This is a genomic window from Chitinophaga silvatica (assembly GCF_003419895.1).
GTDB lineage: Bacteria > Bacteroidota > Bacteroidia > Chitinophagales > Chitinophagaceae > Chitinophaga > Chitinophaga silvatica.
The window spans coordinates 19,971-41,830 of the sequence record NZ_QPMM01000012.1; the positions used below are offsets into that span (position 1 = coordinate 19,971).

Consider the following 21,860-nt stretch of genomic DNA (forward strand, 5'->3'; position numbering starts at 1 on the left):
TGTGAATTTATGCCAATCGTTTCATTAGCTCTATACATGCCCTGGCATTATGATAGGGGCATTTCCAGAAACCAACCTTATATTCAGGCATCAAACTATAATCCTCATACACGCCCCAAAACCATTCTCCATTTCGGGAATCTATTAGATATTGCTCAATAAATCGCCAAACTCCTATTACAGCATGCCAATATTTACTATCTGGCTTTAATTGCCAGGCATTGACAAATCCTATCAGCGCTTCGGCCTGCGGCCACCAATGTTTTTCTTTCACCAGTTCATTTGTATCTGGCAGGTATTCATTCCACAATCCACCATCGGTAGCTATTCCTTCCCTAATGGTGGTATCGGCTATTAATAGCGCCAGAGAATTAAAGCGGGCAATCAGAGACATATCCCCCACTGCTTGGGCCGATTCCAATAATAGCCAGGCAGCTTCAATATCATGCCCATAAGAAATTGCGGTGCTTTTTAGATCCCAATGTTCATTAAAAAACAGATGCAGATGCCCGGTTAACGGATCTATTATGCTCTTTTCGAACCTTAACAGGAGTTTTTGTATCTGTTTTAGCAGTAACTCATCTTTCCAGCAACTATATAAATTAGTATATGCCTCAATAATATGCAGATGAGTATTCATTGTTTTCTTTTCGTTGGCATCTTTATCGCTCAACCGGAAATCGTCAGGACTTTTCCAATCTTCTGTGAATGCCTCAAAGTATCCGTCTTCTATATTATCATATCCATATTTTTCAATAACATTATATAGGTTGATGGCTGTTTCTTTTGCCAAAGAGTTGTTGGTTGCCTTATAATACTCGCTGCAGGCATATAATGCAAAGGCTATCGCATAAAGTTGTTTACGTTTATCAACCGGCTTGCCGTATTGGTTTACCGACCAATATACACCACCATAAACCGGATCAATGAACTTATTCAAGAGGTAATCCCAGGCCCGATGGGCTATATCGAGATGCGCGGAGTTAGCAGACAGATTATAAGCAGCGGAAAATGTCCATAAAATTCTTGCATTTAAAACTGCCCCTTTATCTGCTGTTGCTACTATGCTGTTGTCATTCCCAATTTCACCATAAAAGCCTCCATTCGCTTCATCTACCGTATACTTAGTCCAGTAATTAAGAATATCATTTAATGCTTTGCTGGCTTTATGATGTAGTTCCTGTTGTGTCATTTTCGTTTGGTTTGTAACTCTGCCGCAATACTATTAATTCTGGTCTCAGATAATGGATATACTCCCATTAATACAGCGGCAATAAATGCTCCTATGGCTGGCAAAAAGCTCATCATCAGAACGATTCCATTAATTGTGGCATCCGACTGCATAAGGTTGGCTTTAAACCCAAAGGCCCCCAGCAACCAGCCAGTCAATGATCCGCCTATGGTCCATCCAAACTTCTGAGACATAGAAGAAGAAGAGAAAATTAACCCGGTAGCCCTACGATCATTTTTCCACTCAGAATAATCAGCGATATCGGCATACATCGACCATAGCAATGGAAATACAATTCCGGCACATATACTGATCATAAACTGAAAAATAAAGATCAGAGCCAGTTGTTCCCTATTGAGCCAGTAAAATAAAATGCTCAATATTGTAGCGGTAAACATGGCAAGCAAATATATTTTCTTCTTCCCCAGCAGATTTCCTAAGGCAGCTGCTAATATTACACCTATGATATTTGCCAGTTGTCCGGTTACCAAATAGAGGGTAGACCAGGTGAGATGAATATTACCACATTCAATAGCTACAGATTGATGAATGAAGTATTTAAAATAGTAAAGCGTAGCGCCATCTCTAAGCGAATTGAAAACCAGGGTTGCAATTCCGGCACCCAGTAAAATCCACCAGGGCTTATTTTTCAGCAGGTCCTGCACATCACTTTTGAGGGATCCCGAAGGCTGTGCAGAGGTTTTTACTCTTTCCTTTACCCAGGCAAAACAAAGCAAAAACAGTACAGAACAAACTATTGCAATTATAGTTACAGCAACCTGCCATCCGAAGCGTGGGTTATGACCTTTACTGAAAAAATGCACCAGAGGCTCAATAGATGCCAATGCCAGCAAGCTACCAATAAATGCAAATGCCATTCTGAAAGATGCCAGGGTATTTCGCTCTTTTGCATCATCAGAGAGCACCCCCAGTAACGAAGCATAGGGAACATTAATGAGTGAATATACCATCATCATTAATGAATAGGTGATATAGGCATAGATCAAATTACCTTGTAAGGTAAATGGAGGCACTGAAAAGGTAAGTATGCCCACAATTCCGAAAGGAATAGCGGCAAATAGAATATAAGGCCTGAACTTTCCCCATTTGGAAGTGGTTCTGTCGGCCACTATACCCACCATTGGATCGAAGAAGGTATCCCAGATACGGGTGACCAGAAAAAGGGTTCCTACAGCTGCTGCCGCTAATCCGACGATTTCAGTATAAAAGAATAACAAATATGTTCCGAACAACTTCCAAAACATAGAAGATGCCATATCTCCAAAGCCATATCCAATCTTTTCTTTTAATGAAATTTTGTCGAACATAGGAGCAATAGTGATTACAATGCAATCCCTATAATAGTGATTTTTTCCATTAGTAGTATATATTCGGCTTTATTGCTCTACTGCATTATGTAATGTATACCTGGTAGCGTGAGGTAATGGTTCTATAGGTCTGTTGGTTCTGTCGCCCCATGCATAGGTAAAACAGGCTCCGAAATAGAATATTAATGAGGAGTAAAACATGAAAAGCAATAACAGCACCATAGATGCAGATGCTCCATAAATATTGTTAATACTACTGTAGGTAAGCATTAACTTAAGAACAACTTTACCTATATTAAATAGAATACTGGTTACAAAAGCTCCGGTCATATTTACCTTCCACTTTGGTCTTCCATCGGGAAGGAAACGGAAAACCAGGAAAAACCAGACAGTTACTATTACGATAGAAATAACATAGTTCAATGCACTATCATAATAATTTGCGATAGCCGGAAGATATAGGTCAACATACTGGCCCAGAAATGTTCTGATAGCTTCGGCAGCAATATCGATCAGAAACAATAATCCTGCAAAGATGATCACCAAAACCCCTCTAAGCCTTGAAATCAACAACTGTCCGAAGTTCTGTTTATTGCTGGGTCGTACTTTCCATAATTCATTCAGTGAACCCTTGATAATTTTGAATAATGTGGTGGCTACAAATAGCAGGAAAATAAATCCTCCAATTGCGATAATCCAGTTTTGGGCTATACTTCTAAATGCTTTGAGCGTATCCAGGATGGCCTCAGAGGTTTCTTCCCCAAAGTAGCTTTCCAACTGCACTGTCAGATGACGCCCCACATGATGCACTCTAAAAATGATCCTTAGCAGCTGAATAATTATTATAAGTATAGCAGGCAATGCGAAAGTGGTGAAAAAAGCGGTAGCACCTGCCATACGCAATGGGTCATTGGCCTGCAGGTTCTTAAAGGCGTCCTGAAACGACGATAACAACAACCGCCATCTTGGTGTAACTGTATGAGTTAGTTTGGTTTCCATCATTAAATCGCGCTCAAGTTACTGATTAATTTGTTTTTATCTGATGCAAACAATAAAGCAAATAAATCAGGGGAACCTAAACAGCGTTACAAAAAAATAGGGCAACAGTTGTAGCGATACTGTTGCCCATTTAATCATCCGAACCGTTCACACAAAACTCACCACTGGTGGCAGTGTATCAGATATCATGTTGTAGCGTTTTTGATACCGGAATACTTTCCACCGCAGTGAAATTCTTCTTACAGCTGAATTTTTTCTACAGGAGAAAAAATCATGTCTTCCACGCCACTAATTTTCAGTCCTATACGTGCAAAGACGTAGTTCTGAGTGGGGGTCATGGAAGGTACATCAGCTGTCAATGTAATATTATTTATATCTGCAATATCTCCACCATTGATTTCGGCGGTTTTGATATTGTTTTTCTTATCAACAAATTGTGTTTTATTCAGGTAAAGTACAACTTGATCTATCCCTCTTGCATTACCATCTTTTATGATCTGCTCCAATTTACAACTGGCAGAAACTTTACCATTAGCAAACTGTAGTTTAGGTGTTCTGATCATATAATAAGGCAATACTTCAATATCCAGTGATTGATTACCCGTAATATTCACCTGGATAGTATCTGAGTGGGTAGTTCCGTCTTCTTTGGTTTTCCATGGGCCTTGTGAAGCTGGGATGATCAATTTATACTGTGCAGGGAACAACATGGAAGAGAAGCTGCCATCCTGATTTACATTAACATTGATCGGAATTCTTTTATCCCATCCTGGTTCCCAGAGTTCGAAATATACATCCTGCTGGCTCACACCTATAGCTTCTCCATTATATACAATTCTTCCGTTAAAGGTGCAGGAGGGTGCAGGATAGTTATCCTTTTTACAAGCCCCCATTAATAAACCCAGCAAGAACAGATAATAAATTTTAAAACGCATAAAATAATTTTTTACTGGTTAGGATTTTTAACGATTAATGGGTTATTATTTCTGATATCATCTCCGATTCTGGAATAATAATTTCCAAACCTGAATTCATGCGGGTTAGTTACTTCTCCTGGTATTCTTTGTTTAAATACCCATTTACCGTTATTCGCATTTCCAGGATTATAAATTTTATAGGGGATAAGACCGAATACCCTGGTACTGGAAGCTGTAGCACTTGCAATGTTTGTTGTCAGATCGTCTGATGCTCCGTTCCAAACCTTGTGTGCAATTCTCCATCTTTTCATATCCCATAATTCGTGGCCTTCAAATGCCAGTTCCACTTTTCTTTCATGCACGATTCTGTCGAAGGTTATTTGAGCAGGCAGAAGCTGAGTGGTGAGACCTGCACGTTCTCTTACCTGGTTCATATAATTGGCAGCGGTAGGATTATCCTGCAGTTCGAATGCCGCTTCTGCAGCATTCAATAATACTTCTGCATAGCGGTAACGAATCCACCAAACTTCACTTTGAGTACCAATACGACCGGATCCGATAGCAGGGTCCTGATATTTACGTACATAAAAACCGGTTTGAGCGCTGAATTCGAGCTTATCGATCGGGCCATCGAATCCAACCACCTGCATGTCTATACCATTAACTGTGTTTCTTTTTCCGAACGCATCGCCAGAAACGATACTTCCATCAGCTAAAATTAATCCGCCCCAGATATCTACAGGCATATTTTTGAACTCACTTCCCGGAAGTATAATTGTACCGGCTAAACGAGCATCTCTGTTGGCAAAGATGTCTAATGGCGAAGTATAGTAAACATAATCGTTATTAGCCTGATTGGTAATATAAGGCTCAAAAGTATTATCAAGTTTTTCGAAAGACTGAACCAGATTCAGAGAAGGGTTTAATCTTCCACCCTGTTGCTCTTCAGCCAGAGAACGAGGTTGGTTGGAGAGTGTCCATCCTTGTACTTTTCCACTTTGCAATTTGTAATCTTTTACGAAGATGACTTCAGGATTAGAATTCTTATCGTAAAATATTGAAGCAAAGTTGTCTGAGAGATTTGGTTTCTTTTTATACAAGCTATATGCACCGCTTTTAATAATTTCTTCAGCGGCATTTAATGCAGAAGTATAATAACCATTGGCCAGGTTTGCCGGTATTCCAATTTCGCCGCCTGGCAATGAAAGTTGAGGAATAGCAGCTCCATACTTAGCTATAGAACCAGCATAGAGTGCCACACGTGCCTCCATTGCCAATGCAGCCCATTTGTTAGCTCTTGATTTAATTTCTGATTTGGCTGGAAGAATATTTTTTATTTCAGCCAATTCATTAATAATAAAGTCATAGATTTCAGACTCTTTAGATCTTGGAGTTTGCAGATATGATGGATCGCCTTTATAGTCATAAGTCATAGACTTAGTAATCAGCGGTACTCCCCCCATTCTTTTTACCATATCGAAATAGGTAGCTGCTCTGAGAAAACGCGCTTCAGAAAGAAACTGATTTCTTGAATAATCGGTTAATTTATCAGCTGCAGCACATTTTTCGATGAACAGGTTTAATTCACGCATATAACCATAGTTCCAGGAGCCCCAGTTACCATAATCATAATAACGGTCGTGATGTCTCCAATACTGCCCTGCTTCGGATGCAAAAGCCTCATCAAAGGCAGCAAAATCGCTCCAGTTTTCAATAGTCTGATAATCCGGATATCTGTCGTACAGATCTGCCAGCACTGAAATAACGATGGAAGTATCTTTCCATACCTGTTCATCCAGTAATATGTTGGTGGAATTACGGCTCAGGAAGTCGTTATCCTTGCTACAACTGGCGCCAACCAGCATCAGTAGCAATATATAGAGCAAATTCTTCTTCATAACTTTTTGCTTTTAGGACTTAAAAAGTAAGGTTGATACCCACATTCACAAATTTGTTCTGAGGATATTGCAAACCATTAGCATCAGTGATTTCAGGTTCTATACCCAGATCATGAACGTTGTCGATCGAGAACAGGTTATAGGTGTTGAGATAGAATCTTACACGCTTAATTTTAACTCTGTCTAACCATTGTTGAGGCAGCGTATAACCGAGTTCCATTGTTCTTAATCTGAGATAACGGACGTTTCTTGTCCAGAAGGAAGAAGGTTTATTATAATTGTTATGATCCCCAGTATTAAATCTGAGTGCCGGGTATTTACCAATGGTCCATGGACTATTTAAATCAAATGGATCTGCGCGGTAAGAACGTTGATCATAGAATTGTCTGAGCAGGTTACCGGTATTCTGATACGGCCATTTCATTTCCCAGTCCTGTGCATAGGTATACATAGAACCACCGGAGAAATCAGCGGCAAAGTCGATTCCGTTCCATCTTACTGCGAAGTTGATTCCATAGTTTACAGTTGGATTCTGACCTGTAGGGTAACCAATTGGGCGCATATCATACTCATTAATCACACCGTCACCGTTAACATCTTTGTAGATAAGATCTCCAGGTAACATTGTTCTGTTGCCCTGACCATCATTGTCTACTTTGTAGTTGTTGATATCGTCATACGATTTGAATTGCCCAACTACTTCATATCCCCAATAAATATCGCTCCAGCGGTTTTCTGATGAATATCTGTAATGATCCCAGGAGTTACCAAACATTGGGTTATAAGAGCTGATAAATTTCTTACGGGCATAAGAGAAATTACCACCTATAACATAATTGAGTTTTCCGGCTTTACCATTATAGGCAGCGGAAATTTCACCTCCCATTACAGCATCGCTATTCACATTCTCTTTTGGCAGGCCATACCCAATTTCATTAGGAACCAGTATATCATACTTATCACCTAATAAACCGGAACGTCTACGCTTAAAGTAATCGATGGCTCCAGTCACCTTTCCATTCAACAATGAATAATCCATTCCTATATCCAGTATTTTACTGGTAAACCAGGAAACACGGCTATTAGGAACTCCTTTATCTCTTGCTCCTTTTACAACAGTACCATCCATTATGAAAGTAGAAGTAGCATAGGTATAACCAGGAACATAATCATAGGCACCAATACCTACATCATCATCTCCCAATTCACCATAAGAACCACGAATTTTTAAGTCGCTAAGCCAATTGCTGTTACCTAACAGGTTTTTAGCAAATTGCTCTTCTGTAATTCTCCAGCCACCGGAAATTGAAGGAAAGAAGCCCCATCTTTTTCCAGGTGCAAATTTCCATGAACCGTCGTAACGGCCGGCCATTTCGAGGTAGTATTTATTTGCATAGTTATAGTTGATCCTTCCGATATAGCCCAAACGAGCCTCAATCCAATCAGCATCGTTATAAGTATCCATATCTGCAAACTGGATCAATGGTAGTACATTCGTTTTAGGAACAGCGTGTACCCAAACATCCAGTTCTCTTCTGCTGATTCTTTCGGTTACAAAGTTGGCACCAATCGTATGTTTACCAAAGGTGTTATTATAATTGACCTGCCCCTGAATCACATTTTCCAACACCTTATGTGTACCTCTTTCGCGCCATGGATTGGAACTGCCACCAGTACGTTCATAAATGCTATCGGCTGCTTTGAAGGTATAAGTATCATAAGTGTATTCGTGACCGTTCATCAACTTATCTGCATAATAATAGGAGTACCTGCCTTGCAGTGTAAGTCCTTTTATTGGTGTGGTATACTCACCGGTAAAGTTGGTTTGTAATACTCTCCAATCTTCTGTCCAGTAACCTGAAAGAGCCTTTGTTTGCAACGCCCAGTTCTCGGTATTGTGACCAATATCATTAGGATACGCCGGGTTATCATTGGCATAAGGACGTTCTGTAGGACGGTTACGGAATAAGGCAAAACGAGGCTCCCAGTAATCATCACTTCCCGGAACCCCCGGATTATCTCTTTCTTCAATACGTCCATTAATTTGTACTCCTACTTTAAGGCGCTTGGTTACTTTAGCATCTACGTTACTTTGAATATTAGTACGGTTGAAGGTAAACTCCCGGCCCAATACAGATGTCTGATCAAGATGTGTAACTGAGAGATAGTAATTAATATTTTCAGATCCACCACTTGCGCTGATATTGGCAGAAGTTTGCGGAGCATTTTTCTTAATAATGAAGTCATACCAGTCGAAGCTCTGATAACCTTTTTCTGTACCAGCTTTCCATTTGTCCAGTTCGGCCTGCGTAATTTCTATTTTAGGGTTTAAAGCATTCATGTCTGCTTCTGCTTTACCGCGCATCCATTCATAAGCATTTACAGTTTTAGGGAACCGGGTCCAGTTCTGCCATCCCGTGTACGCATCTACGTTAATAGTATTCGGGCTTCCCAGTTTACCTCTTTTTGTAGTTACTACTACTACCCCATTGGCGGCACGTACTCCGTAAATAGCGGCAGAAGCATCTTTCAACACGGTTATTGATTCAATATCATTAGGAGAGATATTATTGAATTGTCCCGCATCTTTTTGCACACCATCAATTACGTACAATGGATTACCGAGGTTACGGATCTGGATATTGGCACTGGCACCCGGGCGGCCATCAGGCATTCTGAAAGAAACGCCAGGTAATTTACCTGCCAGTGTAGCACTCACCGTAGAACCATGTACTCTTTCCAGATCTTTGGAAGTAACTCCGGAAATGGCACCGGTTACAGATTCTTTCTTCTGGGTGCCGTAACCAACTACGATTACTTCACCAAGTCCTTTACTGTCTTCACTGAGCTGCGGACTAACAGTTCTCTTATTGCCTACTTTCAATTCTTGTTTCGAATAACCTACAAACGTAAATACCAATACGGCATTTTCATCCTGCACAGCTAAGGAATAAGCACCTTTTGCATCAGTGGTAGTTCCTTTGCTTGTTCCTTTTATAGCCACTGTTACCCCTACCAGTGGTTCATTTTTTTCGTCTGTTACCTTTCCGGTAACAGTAAAGCCTCCGGTTGTTTGCGCCATGGTAACGCCTGGAAGCAACAGTATCAGTAATAGCAGGCAATAGAATGCCCCTATCACGCTCCGTATTGAATTACGGACACGTAAACGTGTTTTCATAACTGAATTTTATTAGTAAATAAATCCTAAGTACTACATCGATTTTTGCTTGGTCTGATCTTTAATCTCTCTAACGCTGAACATAGCCAGGTCTATAGTGCGGAATTGTTGATTTTGATTGCATTGATTCCGGCGGGATAAACCCGCCGGAATTGAAAAGACTCGATTCATAGGTGACGCATGTTACGCACCTTTTCTTATGGCTTCACGGTTACCAATGCAGGGTTATATAATTTGGTACTTACTTCTTTTAGTTTTTCAACTGCTACCTTTTGCACTTTTCTGTCATAAGTCATCAAACCATTTACTTCTACTTCAACATCGGTAGTTTGAGTGTAAACAGCTGCAGACAGGCCTAATTTGATTAAACCTTCCAGTCGATCCGTAAATTGGCTGTAACGTTTAAATAAATCGTTCTCATTTTTAAAGCTCTGATAACCCCAGTTATCTTTTTGTTGCCAGGAGTGATCGTTGATTGGCAAACCTAATCCGCCATATTCACCTAATACGATAGCACGTTTATCGCCATAGATTGCAGGATCTGGCATTGCCGGCTCAGGGTAATTGTGAAGGTCAATGATTTGTCCTACCGGATAGAAGTTACCGCCACTGGCAGTATTTACTAAACGGGAAGGATCTTTCTTCATTGTCCATTCTGCAATTTCAACGGTCTTAAACTGTCCCCATGCTTCGTTGAACGGTGTCCATACCACAATAGAAGGATAGTTATGAAGATGCTCAATAATAGCATTCCATTCTTTTCTGTAGTAACCTTCAGATTCAGGAGTACGGTTTTTATCGGTAGCTCTGTCGATTATCCCCGGGCGCATTTCCCAGCCATTACCCAGGTCACCACTTGGCATATCCTGCCATACCAGCATTCCTAACAAATCGCAATAGTAATACCATCTTGCTGGTTCCACTTTAATATGTTTTCTGATCATATTAAAGCCCATTGCTTTGGTTTGTACGATATCGAATTTCAATGCCTCATCGGTAGGAGCAGTGTATAATCCGTCGGGCCACCAACCTTGATCTAAAGGACCAAACTGGAACAGGAATTTATTATTAAGCAACATACGTTGTACACCATTGACATCTTTACCAATGGAAGATTTACGCATTGCGAAGTAGCTTTTCACCTCGTCGATCACCTTTCCTTTACGGGTAACTGTAAGCTTCAGATCATACAGGAACGGCGCATCGGGTGACCATAATTTTGGAGAAGGGATTTTCAGATCAACGCTGCCACCGGAAACCTGAGTTTCAGCTACTTTATTGCTACCATCAAATGCAGCAACCGTAACTACATCGCCTGGTTGCAGATTTTCTACCTGTGGAGCTACGTTTAGTGTTTCCTGATCAATATCCGGAGTTTGTTTGGTACCTGCGATATAAGTGTTACCTACAGCTTCAGCCCAAACGGTTTGCCAGATACCGGTAACTGGAGTATACCAGATACCTTCCGGTTTATTGACCTGCTTACCTCTTGGTTGTGGGCCTTCGTCTGTTGGATCCCAAACTTTAACAACAATATCCTGAGCTCCTTTTTTCACAAATGGAGTAATATCGATAGTAAACGGATCGAAACCACCTTCATGGGTGCCAGCTTCTTTACCATTCACGTAAACGGTAGTACGCCAGTCGGATGCCCCAAAGTGCAATAAAATTTTCTTACCCTGCATAGAGGAAGGAATGCTCCAGGTAGTATTATACCAAAGCTCATTGTCTTTCCCTACACTTTTGCCTACTCCTGACAATGCAGATTCTACTGCAAATGGAACCAGGATTTTGCCATCCCAACTAGTGGGTTGTTGTTGATTTTTAGGTCTGATGGCATAGTTCCAGAGGCCATTCAGATTTTTCCAGTTACCACGAACCAATTGTGGACGTGGGTATTCAGGTAAGGTTGCAGTTGGCTTAACTTGCTCACTCCAGGTAGAGGTAATCTTACCCGGAACAATCTTCCATTCTTGCTGTTGTGCTGTTGCATTTAAAAACAATGCAAACGACAATGCAGAAATCAGGTAGGCTTTTTTCATATATATACTTGTCATTTTTCTATTCTCCTGATGGTTTTAATTGGTAAATTAATATCCGACGGTTCACCAAAATACGGCAAACCTTTTGGCGGCCGGGATATTTTCATCATCCAGGGATCTGGTCCGGTGTTGAGCAGGGGATTTTTGAATACGCTAGCTGTATCCGACACCTGTGCATAGGTAAGCGACGGATAAATAAGTATTAATAATAGCAGACGTACGTGAAACATACCGCTGTTCATAACATGGATTTAAGTGTAAAAAGAACGCTTAAATAATTTCTCCAAAGAAAAGATTTCCTGGGGTTAAATGTTTGTCTAATTATCTCATTCTTTCATCTTTTTGTATCATTGTCTCATTGTCATTGAAAACATTTAGATTTAAGGTTTTGATAATCAAGCCATTCATGAGAAAATTGGGCCTTGCCATACTTTCTTTTCTATTGTTGCTTACCCATAAACTTTATAGCCAGTCAGAGAATGTTGTTCATTATCAGGTAGAAAATGGGCTTTCTCATAATGCGGTAATTTGTGCATTACAGGATAGGCAGGGGTTTATGTGGTTCGGAACCCTCCATGGTCTTAACCGGTTTGACGGATATACGTTTCACGCCTATCTGAGATCCGACCATCCCGACAGCCTGGGCAACAATAATATTATATGCTTATTTGAAGGCAAAAATGGCCTGATTTACGTAGGAACTGAGGCAGGGGCTTATATTTATACCACTGTAACCGAGAAATTCAAGCTATTGAGCCCCATCATCAAAGGGGATGTTCACTCTTTTACAGAAGACAAAAAAGGGAATATCTGGCTTACTTCCTCAGGTGAGATTTTTAGATATAATCCAGCTACCGATCAGGTGGTAAAAATAAAAGGATTTTCCAATGCAGTATCCCTTTGCCTGGGCGGTGATGATAATATCTGGGTAATTTCCAATGATGGCTATATTGCAGTATATAATGCCTCTACTCAATCATTCACTCAATACTCCCTATTCAGCCATTCCAAACCTGCCAGCGCGCACTGGGTTCAGAAAATTGTACCCCAGGGTAAAGACTCATTATGGATCTGCACTCCCAAACAAGGTATCAAACTGTTTAATATTCGCGCCCGCAAATACCAGGACTACTTCTCAAACGACCAGGATGGTAATGAAATTTATGCCCGCGATATACTCAGGAAAAGTGATGGGGAATATTGGATAGCAACAGAATCAGGCATTTACCTGCTTGATATTAATAATAACACAATCATCAACCTAAAAAAGAAATATCATACCCCCTACTCCATCTCAGATAATGCCGTGTATTGCCTGCTAAGGGATAAGGAAGGTGGAATATGGGCCGGTACTTATTTTGGAGGTGTCAATTACTTCCCCGTAGAATATATTTCGTTTGAGAAGTTCTTTCCTCAATCAGGCATTCCCTCTCTCAGTGGAAACGCAGTAAGGGAAATACATCCCGATCAATACGGTAATTTATGGATTGGAACAGAAGACGGAGGTATTAACAGTTACACTCCCAAGACCGGCATCTTTAAAAATATTCAACCTGGTAGCGGTCTGTCTCATACGAATATTCATGGTGTTTTAGTAAGTGGAGATTCTTTATGGATTGGCACATTTGAGCATGGACTTGATGTCATGAATATTCGCACAGGTAAATTTGTTAAACATTATGAGGGAGGAGCGGGAGAACATCAACTTAAAAGCAATTTCATTTATTATATTCTTCAAACTAAAAATAAAGACATCTATTGCTGTACAAGTTTTGGAGCCTATAAATATAATCGGGAAGCAGATAATTTCGATCCTGTTGCCGGCTTGCCTATAAATCAGTTTTATGTTGCTGCAACAGAAGATAGTAAAGGCAATCTTTGGTTTGGCACTTCAAAGGAAGGTGTCTTTTATTTAAATCCAAAGACCAGCGATAGGAAAGTTTTCTCACATAGTTCTACAGACAACACCAGTTTAGCAAACAATCGGGTAAATCATATATTTGAAGATAGTCAGCACCGGATCTGGCTGGGAACTGAAGATGGATTATGCCTGTTTCACCCTGCCACCAACAATTTCACACGCTACGGATCGCAGCAAGGCTTTAACAGTACCATGATCTTCAGGATTGAAGAAGATAACAATCAGCAACTCTGGATTTCCACAGCCAAAGGGCTGGCTTGTTTTAACCCGGCTATTGGCACAGCAACAGTATTTACTAAGGATAACGGATTATTGAACGATCAATTCAATTACAGTTCATCCTATCGCGATAGTAGTAATATTTATTTCGGGAGCGTAAAAGGAATGATACGATTTAATCCTTCCCTGTTCAAAGAAAATAATTTCCGTCCGCCTGTTTATATAACAGGATTACAGATTTATGGGAAAGAAGCTGGCATTGGAGAAATCCTTCAAAAATCGATTTCAGTAACAGATAGTATTATACTTGCACATGATCAGTCGTCTTTTAGTATTGATTTTGCAGCACTGAGCTATACCTCACCGGAAATGACAGCCTATGCATATAAGATGCAGGGGCTTGATGCAGAGTGGACATACTTATCTACCAACCGAAAAGCCTATTTCACTAAACTGGCGCCGGGAGTTTATCATTTTATGGTGAAGGCAGCCAATAGCAGTGGCAAATGGAGCGAAACTCCGAGGGTGCTATACATTAAAATACTTCCGCCTTTTTATTTAAGCTATCCGGCATATGCATTGTACCTGCTACTTCTGACAGCCCTTATTTATAGTATTGTAAGATGGTACCATCAACGCGCCATCTTACGCCAGAAAAGAGAAATGGAAAGATTGGCACATGAAAAAGAGAAAGAGGTTTATCAGGCCAAAATAGAATTCTTTACACATATAGCACATGAAATCCGTACTCCGCTAACCCTTATCAAAGGACCAATGGAAAAGGTGATCAAAAGAGTTGAGGAAGTACCCCAAATTCAGAAAAATCTGAGGATTATGGAAAGAAATACAGACAGGTTATTGGATCTTACCACTCAGCTACTAGATTTTCGGAGAACAGAAACACATGGATTCAGCCTATCATTTACACATACAAATATTACAGAACTCTTAAGAGAAATATTTTTACGTTTTACACCGGCAGCAGAACAAAAAAATATCGACTTCCAGATTCAACTACCGGATGCTGATTTTTATGCAAATGTAGATGCAGAAGCGATGAACAAGATTATTGGCAACTTATTGAACAATGCTATCAAATATGCATCTACACAGGCCTCGCTGCATCTGTTGCAGATAAGGGAAAGAGATACTACCTTTGAAGTTTTAGTTAAGAATGATGGGTATCTCCTACCTGGAGAAGTTGCAGAAAAAATATTTGAGCCGTTCTTCCGCCTGAAAGCTACTGCCTCAGAATCAGGAGCTGGCATTGGGTTATCACTATCCAAAACACTGACGGAGCTACATAATGGTAAATTAGTTTTAGTTACACCGGTTGAAACGTTAAATGTATTTTCACTTACTTTACCGATCAATCCTGATACCGCAGATAATTCAAATAAATGGACAACAAACCACTGATATTACTGGTAGATGATAATGAGGAAATACTTTCTTTCATTGAAGAAGACCTGGAAGATAAATACCGGGTTATAACAGCGCGTGAAGGAAAAACCGCAATATCCCTGATCAGGGAACATCCTGTACAACTGGTAATCAGTGATATTATGATGCCGGAAATGGATGGATTTGAATTATGCAGCAGTATCAAATCCGATTTTGAAACAAGTCATATTCCTGTAATTTTATTAACAGCCCGTAATACACTGCAATCCAAAATTGAAGGATTGGAACTCGGAGCAGATGCCTATATCGAGAAACCATTTTCACCAGCCTATCTGCAGGTACAGATAGCTAATCTGCTGAGTAACAGAAATAAACTTAAATCGTACTATGTAAGCTCTCCGTTGGTGCATCTGAAGAGTATGGCCTATACCAGTGCTGATGAGCAGTTTCTTGAAAAGCTAAATGATAAGATACAGGAACATCTTGATAGTACGGAGCTGGATGTGGAGCAGCTGGCCGATTTTATGAATATGAGCCGACCGACTTTTTACCGAAAAATAAAAGCGATTTCAGATCTTACTCCCCATGAACTGATTAACATAGCCCGTCTGAAAAAGGCTGCCAGCCTGCTGGCTACGGGTTCGTATAAAATAAATGAAGTAGCGGAGTTGTGTGGATTTGCCTCACTAACCAACTTTGGTAAAAATTTTCAAAAGCAATTCGGTATACTACCATCGAGATATCTTGCTCAAATGCAGGCAGATAAAGGAAATTAAAATTTTGTCTTGATAGGCCGCGAGAAAAATAATATATTAGCGGACATCCATCAAATTCCCTTCGTTTGGCATCCGTAACATTTGTACGGTTGTTTGTTGCTGCCATAAACCTTAAACCGAATTTTAGTACAGTATGCATTTACCACAATTGATTATTGACTTGGCGTTGATCTTAGGAGCGGCAGGAGTTATTACTTTATTATTTAAGCGGCTAAAGCAGCCTATGGTATTGGGATATATCATAGCAGGCTTTATGGTCGGACCGAATTTTCATCTTTTTCCTACCATCGCCGACAGCGAAGGAATAAAAACCTGGTCTGAAATCGGTGTAATATTTCTATTGTTTTCATTAGGGCTTGAATTTAGTTTTAAGAAGCTAATGCGTGTGGGAGGCACCGCTGCTATTACGGCATTTGTAGAAATTGCCTGCATTACCGTCGCAGGATATTATGTAGGTCAGCTTATGGGCTGGGGAACGATGGACAGCTTATTCCTGGGTGGTTTGTTGGCCAGTTCATCTACCACTATTATTATCAGGGCCTTTGAGGAATTGGGTATCAAGAAAAAGCCTTTTACTAAAATTGTATTTGGAGTATTGGTAATTGAAGATATAGTGGTAATCCTGATGATGGTGTTACTGTCTACAATGGCTGTAAGCCGTCAGTTTCAGGGTACAGAGATGATCTTCACCATTCTGAAACTTTCTTTCTTCCTGGCCATCTGGTTCCTTGCGGGCATCTTCCTGTTACCTACCTTTTTAAAGAAAATGGAAAAGTATATCAACAGCGAAACGCTGTTGATTATCAGTATTGCGCTTTGTTTAGGAATGGTAATCCTGGCTACTCAGGTAGGGTTCTCTGCTGAATTGGGAGCATTTATTATGGGTTCTATTATTGCAGAAACAACAGTTTCTGAAAAAGTGGAGCATCTGATACAGCCGGTAAAGGATTTATTCGGAGCTATTTTCTTTGTATCTGTAGGGATGCTCATTGATCCTAAAATGATTGGAGAATATTGGGGTCCTGTATTATGGGTAACGCTCCTGACAATAGTTGGTAAGTTCCTGAGCACCTCGGTTGGAGCCTTATTATCTGGCCAGACGCTCAGGCAATCGGTGCAGGTAGGTATGAGTATGGCGCAGGTGGGTGAGTTTGCCTTTATCATTGCCACACTAGGTTTATCGTTGGGTGTAACCAGCGACTTCCTCTTCCCGGTTGCAGTTGGAGTGTCGGCAATTACCACCTTCACCACCCCTTACATGATTAAATATTCTGTGCCATTGTATGAGTGGCTGGAGCGGGTATTACCGGCAAAATGGATTGATAATCTGAACAGATATAGCGCCAGTTCTCAAACCTTGCAGGCAGATAGTGACTGGAAGATAGTACTGCGTAGTTACATTAAGGTGATTATATTAAACACCGTAATTATGCTGGCTATCATTTTACTCAATGTATATTATATCGGGCCGTTTGTTATGAAGTATATTCAGAATGAATGGCTGGCAAGAATACTGTCTGTAGTGATAGGCATTGCGATGATGTCGCCCTTCATCTGGGCATTGATGATCCAGAAAATTTCAAGTACTGCTTATAAAGCGCTGTGGTTGGATTCTAAATATAATCATGGTCCGCTTGTGGTGGTGGAAGTAGTTCGTAACGTGGTAGCAGTGCTGCTTGTAGGATTTCTTGTAAATCAGTATTTCCCATTCTGGCAGGCATTGCTGGGAACAGGAATTGTATTGGCCTGTGTGTTGATTGTATTGAGATCACAGCTTCAGAAATATTACAGTCGTATAGAGCGGCGTTTTCTGGCAAATCTTAATGCCAGGGAAACAGCAGATGCAGCGGCAGCAGCAAGTAAAGCACCGCGTCATGATTTGCTGCCATGGGATGCACAGGTTTCCGAAATTGAGGTGAATCCATGGTCTACATTAATAGATAAGCCACTGATGTCGCTGGAACTTCGTGAAAAGTATGGAATTAATATTGGGGCCATTAAACGTGGAGATGTTACCATTTATGCACCAACTCGTGATGAAAAAATATTTCCGCACGATATACTTACGGTTATTGGAACAGAACAGCAACTCGAGGAATTTGGCCGTGTAATCGATACGTTGAATGTAATTCCGAATAATGCGGTAACGGACGACAATGTTGGGTTAACGAGTATACTTGTTGACGAGTATACAGGATTAAAAGGCCAGACAATGCGTAATTCTGGTATCCGTGAGAATACTAAAGCGTTGGTGGTGGGGATTGCCAGAGGGCATGATAAAATACTTAATCCGGCATCTGACACTGTGTTTGAATGGGGAGATGTTATTTGGCTGGTAGGTGATCGTAAACGAATAAAAGAGTTTAGGGCACCAGTAAAATAAATTGTTTTAAACTAACAAAAAGTAAATCGAATAGAGTTGAATTTTATCAATTCTATTCGATTTTTTATTTTATGAAAATCTAATTAAAACCCGCGTCAACATTAATATATTTTAATGAAAAAAGTTGTTCAGGACTCAAGGTTAAATAAACAGGAAACAATAATTTTACATTTAGTTAGTAAACCTAATAATAAACTTTATGAAAAACGTATACTTATTTGCAAACTTTACAGTATTAGTATTCCTGGCATTCTTGACAACCCCAATTTTCAAACTGATAGTATAGCTGAGGCAGGAGGAGGAATGTTGCTGGTAAATATATTATAATAATTGTTAACCTTTAAATCTGTAAAATGTCTACAAATCAATTTAATACCATAATGGTAAGCATCCAGGAGCTAACAACTAAAGTCAATTCATTTGAATACAGATTTGATAAAATTGAAGTGTCATTAGCTGATGTAAAAGGAGAATTAAATGATGTAAAAGGAGAATTAAATGAAGTAAAAGGAGAATTGAATGAAGTAAAAGGAGAATTGAGAGATGTTAAAGGTGGATTAAAAAGAATTGAAAGCTGGACACCTTATAATGCCAATCAAGATATTCAGGATAAACTGGAAGCTATCAAAGGACATAAGTAAATACTTTCACCTTCTCAGTAGTAAGAGCTTATAGCATAAATAAATACTATAAGCTCTTTTTGAAACTAATGAATTAAATGTATAATTTTCCAGCGACCAAATTGAGGGTTATTTTTCATTCCTGTAACCTCAACTCATTTACGCTTTCTTTAAAAACTCCCTAAGCACATACTGTAAAATACCTCCGTTCAGATAATACTCAATTTCAATTTCACTATTCAGTTTACATTTTACATCAAACTCAATCGGAGTACCAGCAGCAGGACTAGCCTTTACTTTCAGAATTTTACCCGGAGTAAAACCACCTTCAATACCTGTGATATCATATACTTCAGTACCAGTTAACTTTAGTGATTCAGCGTTTTCTCCTTCCATATACTGTAACGGTAAAACACCCATACCCACCAGATTACTACGGTGAATTCGTTCATAACTCTCTGCTATAATTGCTTTTACTCCTAACAGGTTAGTACCTTTTGCCGCCCAATCACGGGATGACCCACTACCATACTCCTTCCCAGCCAGGATAATAAGAGGAGTCTGGCTTTCAGCATATTTCATTGCCGCATCATAAACCGATAATACTGTACCCGAAGGCATCAACGTAGTAAAGCCACCTTCTTTAGGCGATAGTTCATTTTTCAGCCTCACATTCGCAAATGTACCACGCACCATCACTTCATGGTTCCCTCTACGCGAGCCATATGAATTAAACATTCTGGAATCGATACCATGATCCAGCAGGTACTTACCTGCCGGAGTATCCGCTTTGAAAGAACCAGCCGGAGAAATATGATCTGTAGTAACCGAATCCCCTAATTTCAAAAGTACTCTGGCAGCAATAATATCATGGGGGTCGGTCAACTTATTGGAGATTCCGTTAAAGAAAGGAGCTTCACGAATATAGGTAGAATCGTTGCTCCAATGATAGTTTTCACCGGTAGGTGCCAATAATCCTTTCCATTGTTCATCGCCATCAAAGATCACGCTGTAGGCATTTTCAAAATCCTCCTGCTTTACAGCTTTGAGAATAGTTGCATTAATTTCTTCCTGGGTAGGCCAGATATCGCGCAGGAATACGGGTTCACCATTCGGATCGTAGCCTAGTGGAGAAGTAAGCAAATCGATATCTACACGTCCTACAATGGCATAAGCTACCACCAGCATTGGAGAAGCAAGGAAATTCATTTTTACCTGAGGATGTACTCTGGCTTCAAAGTTTCTGTTACCTGATAATACCGCTGCTACCACCAGGTTACCTTTATCTACAGCTTCTGAAACCGCAGGAGGAAGAGGACCACTGTTTCCGATACACGAAGTACAACCATAACCAACAACATGGAAGCGTAATGCAGCCAGTTCCTCCAGCAGCCCGGCTCTTTGCAGATAATCGGTTACTACCCTGGAGCCCGGGGCCAAACTTGTTTTTACCCAGGGTTTAACATTTAGTCCTCTGCTAATTGCTTTTCTGGCTACAAGTCCGGCCCCTATCATTACACTCGGATTGGAGGTATTGGTGCAACTGGTAATGGCAGCTATGGCAATAGAGCCATCGCTCAGCACATATTCTTCATTCTTTAATTTTATACGAACAGATTTGAGGTAGTCTACTTCTATAGCTACATCTTCCAGTGGTTTCTGAATCTCATAAGTGAATGTAGTACCCGAACCTCCTTCTGAAAGCCATGCAGTATCGCGGCGTTTTCCTTCCGGTGTATACATTCTTTTGAATTCTTTTCCCAGCAGTGTTTCGAATTCATTGTTCAGGTCTTTCACCAGGATTCTGTCCTGTGGCCGTTTTGGTCCGGCTACTGCAGCCTGTACTTTGTTGAGATCTAACTCCAGAATATCTGAATAGGTAATTTGTTCTTTACCGGTACGCCATAGCATATTCTCACGGCAATAGGATTCGACCAGCGATATTAACTCGGCAGGCCGGTTTGTTCGCCGCATGTATTGCAATGTTTGATCATCTATTGGGAAATAAGTGACCGTACAGCCAAATTCGGGCGACATATTCGATATAGTAGCTCTGTCTGGAACGGTCAGATGATCGAGTCCATCTCCAAAGACTTCCACAAATTTATCCACCACGCCGTATTTTCTAAGTAGCTCGGTGATAGCCAGTACCATGTCGGTGGCAGTAACCCCTTCCGTGAGCCGGCCCGTGAGTTTAAGACCGATGACTTGCGGACAGGTAAAATAAATAGGTTGCCCCAGGATTGCTGCTTCCGCTTCAATACCACCAACGCCCCAACCCAGAACACCTATACCGTTTACCATTGGTGTGTGGGAATCTGTTCCCACCAATGTATCGGGAAAAAGCCAGCCATCCCGGCTGATTACTCCCTGGGCCAGGTATTCGAGGTTGACCTGGTGACATATACCCATTCCCGGTGGCACTACAGTAAAGTTCCCAAATGCCTGCTGTGCCCATTTTAGCAGTTGGTATCGTTCTTTGTTACGCTCATATTCGTAAGCAACATTTTTTTTGTAGGAGTAGTCGGTACCAAAGAAATCGACCTGTACGGAGTGGTCTACAACCAGATCTACCGGAATAGCCGGGTTGATGGCTGCTCCATTTTTTCCTTTGCGCACAACTTCAGCTCTGATAGAAGCAAGGTCCACTACGGCGGGTACACCTGTAAAATCCTGCATTAATACTCTTGCCGGTTTAAACGGAATTTCTTTGTCGGTGCCTTCAGGCAACCAGTTGACAAGTGTTTCGACGTGTTCTTCGGTGATAGCGAAGTTGTCTTTGTTTCGAAGCACATTTTCCAAAAGAATTCTGATGGAGAATGGTAAGCGAGAAATTTGCTTTCCTTCTTGTTCTAATTTGCTTAATAAAGCGATTTTTGGCTGCATAATATCGGAGTTGAAGACATTAAAAAAACACTGCCAGTGGCATTTTGTTTATTGAGGC

15 protein-coding genes are annotated in these 21,860 nt (G+C 40.5%); 5 read left to right on the plus strand and 10 right to left on the minus strand.

Features of this window, described 5'->3' with window-relative positions; genetic code table 11:
• Positions 1–7: 7 nt before the first annotated feature.
• The 9 genes from DVR12_RS21225 to DVR12_RS21260 all read right to left on the minus strand — a co-directional run bounded on the left by DVR12_RS21225 (position 8) and on the right by DVR12_RS21260 (position 11,835).
• Positions 8–1,192: an AGE family epimerase/isomerase gene (locus DVR12_RS21225; protein ID WP_116977816.1), complete on the minus strand. Its 1,185-nt coding sequence runs from the start codon at positions 1,190–1,192 to the stop codon at positions 8–10.
• Positions 1,189–2,559, minus strand: a complete 1,371-nt coding sequence (locus DVR12_RS21230; protein WP_116977817.1) for an MFS transporter — start codon at positions 2,557–2,559, stop codon at positions 1,189–1,191. The genes DVR12_RS21225 and DVR12_RS21230 overlap by 4 nt, the downstream gene beginning before the upstream one ends.
• Before the next feature lie 69 nt (positions 2,560–2,628).
• Entirely contained in the window at positions 2,629–3,561 is a 933-nt protein-coding gene (locus tag DVR12_RS21235) for a YihY/virulence factor BrkB family protein (protein WP_116977818.1), read from the minus strand.
• A 236-nt stretch (positions 3,562–3,797) separates the two neighbouring features.
• On the minus strand, positions 3,798–4,493 hold the full coding sequence (locus DVR12_RS21240) for a DUF3823 domain-containing protein (RefSeq protein WP_116977819.1): 696 nt from the start codon (positions 4,491–4,493) through the stop codon (positions 3,798–3,800).
• 11 nt (positions 4,494–4,504) lie between these two features.
• Positions 4,505–6,373, minus strand: coding sequence for a RagB/SusD family nutrient uptake outer membrane protein (locus DVR12_RS21245; protein WP_116977820.1), 1,869 nt, complete (start codon positions 6,371–6,373; stop codon positions 4,505–4,507).
• A gap of 19 nt (positions 6,374–6,392) precedes the next feature.
• Positions 6,393–9,551 carry a SusC/RagA family TonB-linked outer membrane protein gene (locus DVR12_RS21250; RefSeq protein ID WP_116977821.1) on the minus strand — a complete coding sequence of 1,053 codons (3,159 nt, stop codon included), beginning with the start codon at positions 9,549–9,551 and terminating at the stop codon, positions 6,393–6,395.
• A gap of 33 nt (positions 9,552–9,584) precedes the next feature.
• Positions 9,585–9,722: a hypothetical protein gene (locus DVR12_RS27645; RefSeq protein ID WP_158563331.1), complete on the minus strand. Its 138-nt coding sequence runs from the start codon at positions 9,720–9,722 to the stop codon at positions 9,585–9,587.
• Between the two features lie 26 nt (positions 9,723–9,748).
• Positions 9,749–11,593: a glycoside hydrolase family 2 protein gene (locus DVR12_RS21255; protein ID WP_116978046.1), complete on the minus strand. Its 1,845-nt coding sequence runs from the start codon at positions 11,591–11,593 to the stop codon at positions 9,749–9,751.
• Positions 11,594–11,604: 11 nt separating this feature from the next.
• The gene (locus tag DVR12_RS21260) at positions 11,605–11,835 is read right to left on the minus strand and encodes a hypothetical protein (RefSeq protein ID WP_116977822.1); all 231 of its coding nucleotides are present in this window, start codon (positions 11,833–11,835) and stop codon (positions 11,605–11,607) included.
• A 164-nt stretch (positions 11,836–11,999) separates the two neighbouring features.
• Here DVR12_RS21260 and DVR12_RS21265 point away from each other — a divergent pair, with 164 nt between their 5' ends.
• The 5 genes from DVR12_RS21265 (at position 12,000) to DVR12_RS21285 (ending at position 18,937) form a co-directional block, all read left to right on the plus strand.
• Positions 12,000–15,152: a ligand-binding sensor domain-containing protein gene (locus DVR12_RS21265; protein ID WP_116977823.1), complete on the plus strand. Its 3,153-nt coding sequence runs from the start codon at positions 12,000–12,002 to the stop codon at positions 15,150–15,152.
• Positions 15,134–15,913 (plus strand): response regulator transcription factor, encoded by a 780-nt coding sequence (locus DVR12_RS21270; RefSeq protein WP_116977824.1) that lies wholly within the window; start codon positions 15,134–15,136, stop codon positions 15,911–15,913. The genes DVR12_RS21265 and DVR12_RS21270 overlap by 19 nt, the downstream gene beginning before the upstream one ends.
• A 133-nt stretch (positions 15,914–16,046) precedes the next feature.
• Positions 16,047–18,296: a cation:proton antiporter domain-containing protein gene (locus tag DVR12_RS21275; RefSeq protein WP_116977825.1), complete on the plus strand. Its 2,250-nt coding sequence runs from the start codon at positions 16,047–16,049 to the stop codon at positions 18,294–18,296.
• A gap of 114 nt (positions 18,297–18,410) precedes the next feature.
• Entirely contained in the window at positions 18,411–18,623 is a 213-nt protein-coding gene (locus tag DVR12_RS21280; protein ID WP_116977826.1) for a hypothetical protein, read from the plus strand.
• Between the two features lie 26 nt (positions 18,624–18,649).
• A complete protein-coding gene (locus tag DVR12_RS21285; RefSeq protein ID WP_116977827.1) occupies positions 18,650–18,937 on the plus strand; it encodes a hypothetical protein in 288 nt (95 codons plus the stop codon).
• A gap of 138 nt (positions 18,938–19,075) precedes the next feature.
• On the opposite strand, the gene acnA is transcribed toward DVR12_RS21285, so the two are convergent.
• Complete coding sequence (gene acnA, locus DVR12_RS21290; RefSeq protein WP_199417168.1) at positions 19,076–21,802, minus strand: aconitate hydratase AcnA; 2,727 nt, start codon at positions 21,800–21,802, stop codon at positions 19,076–19,078.
• Positions 21,803–21,860: the final 58 nt, after the last annotated feature.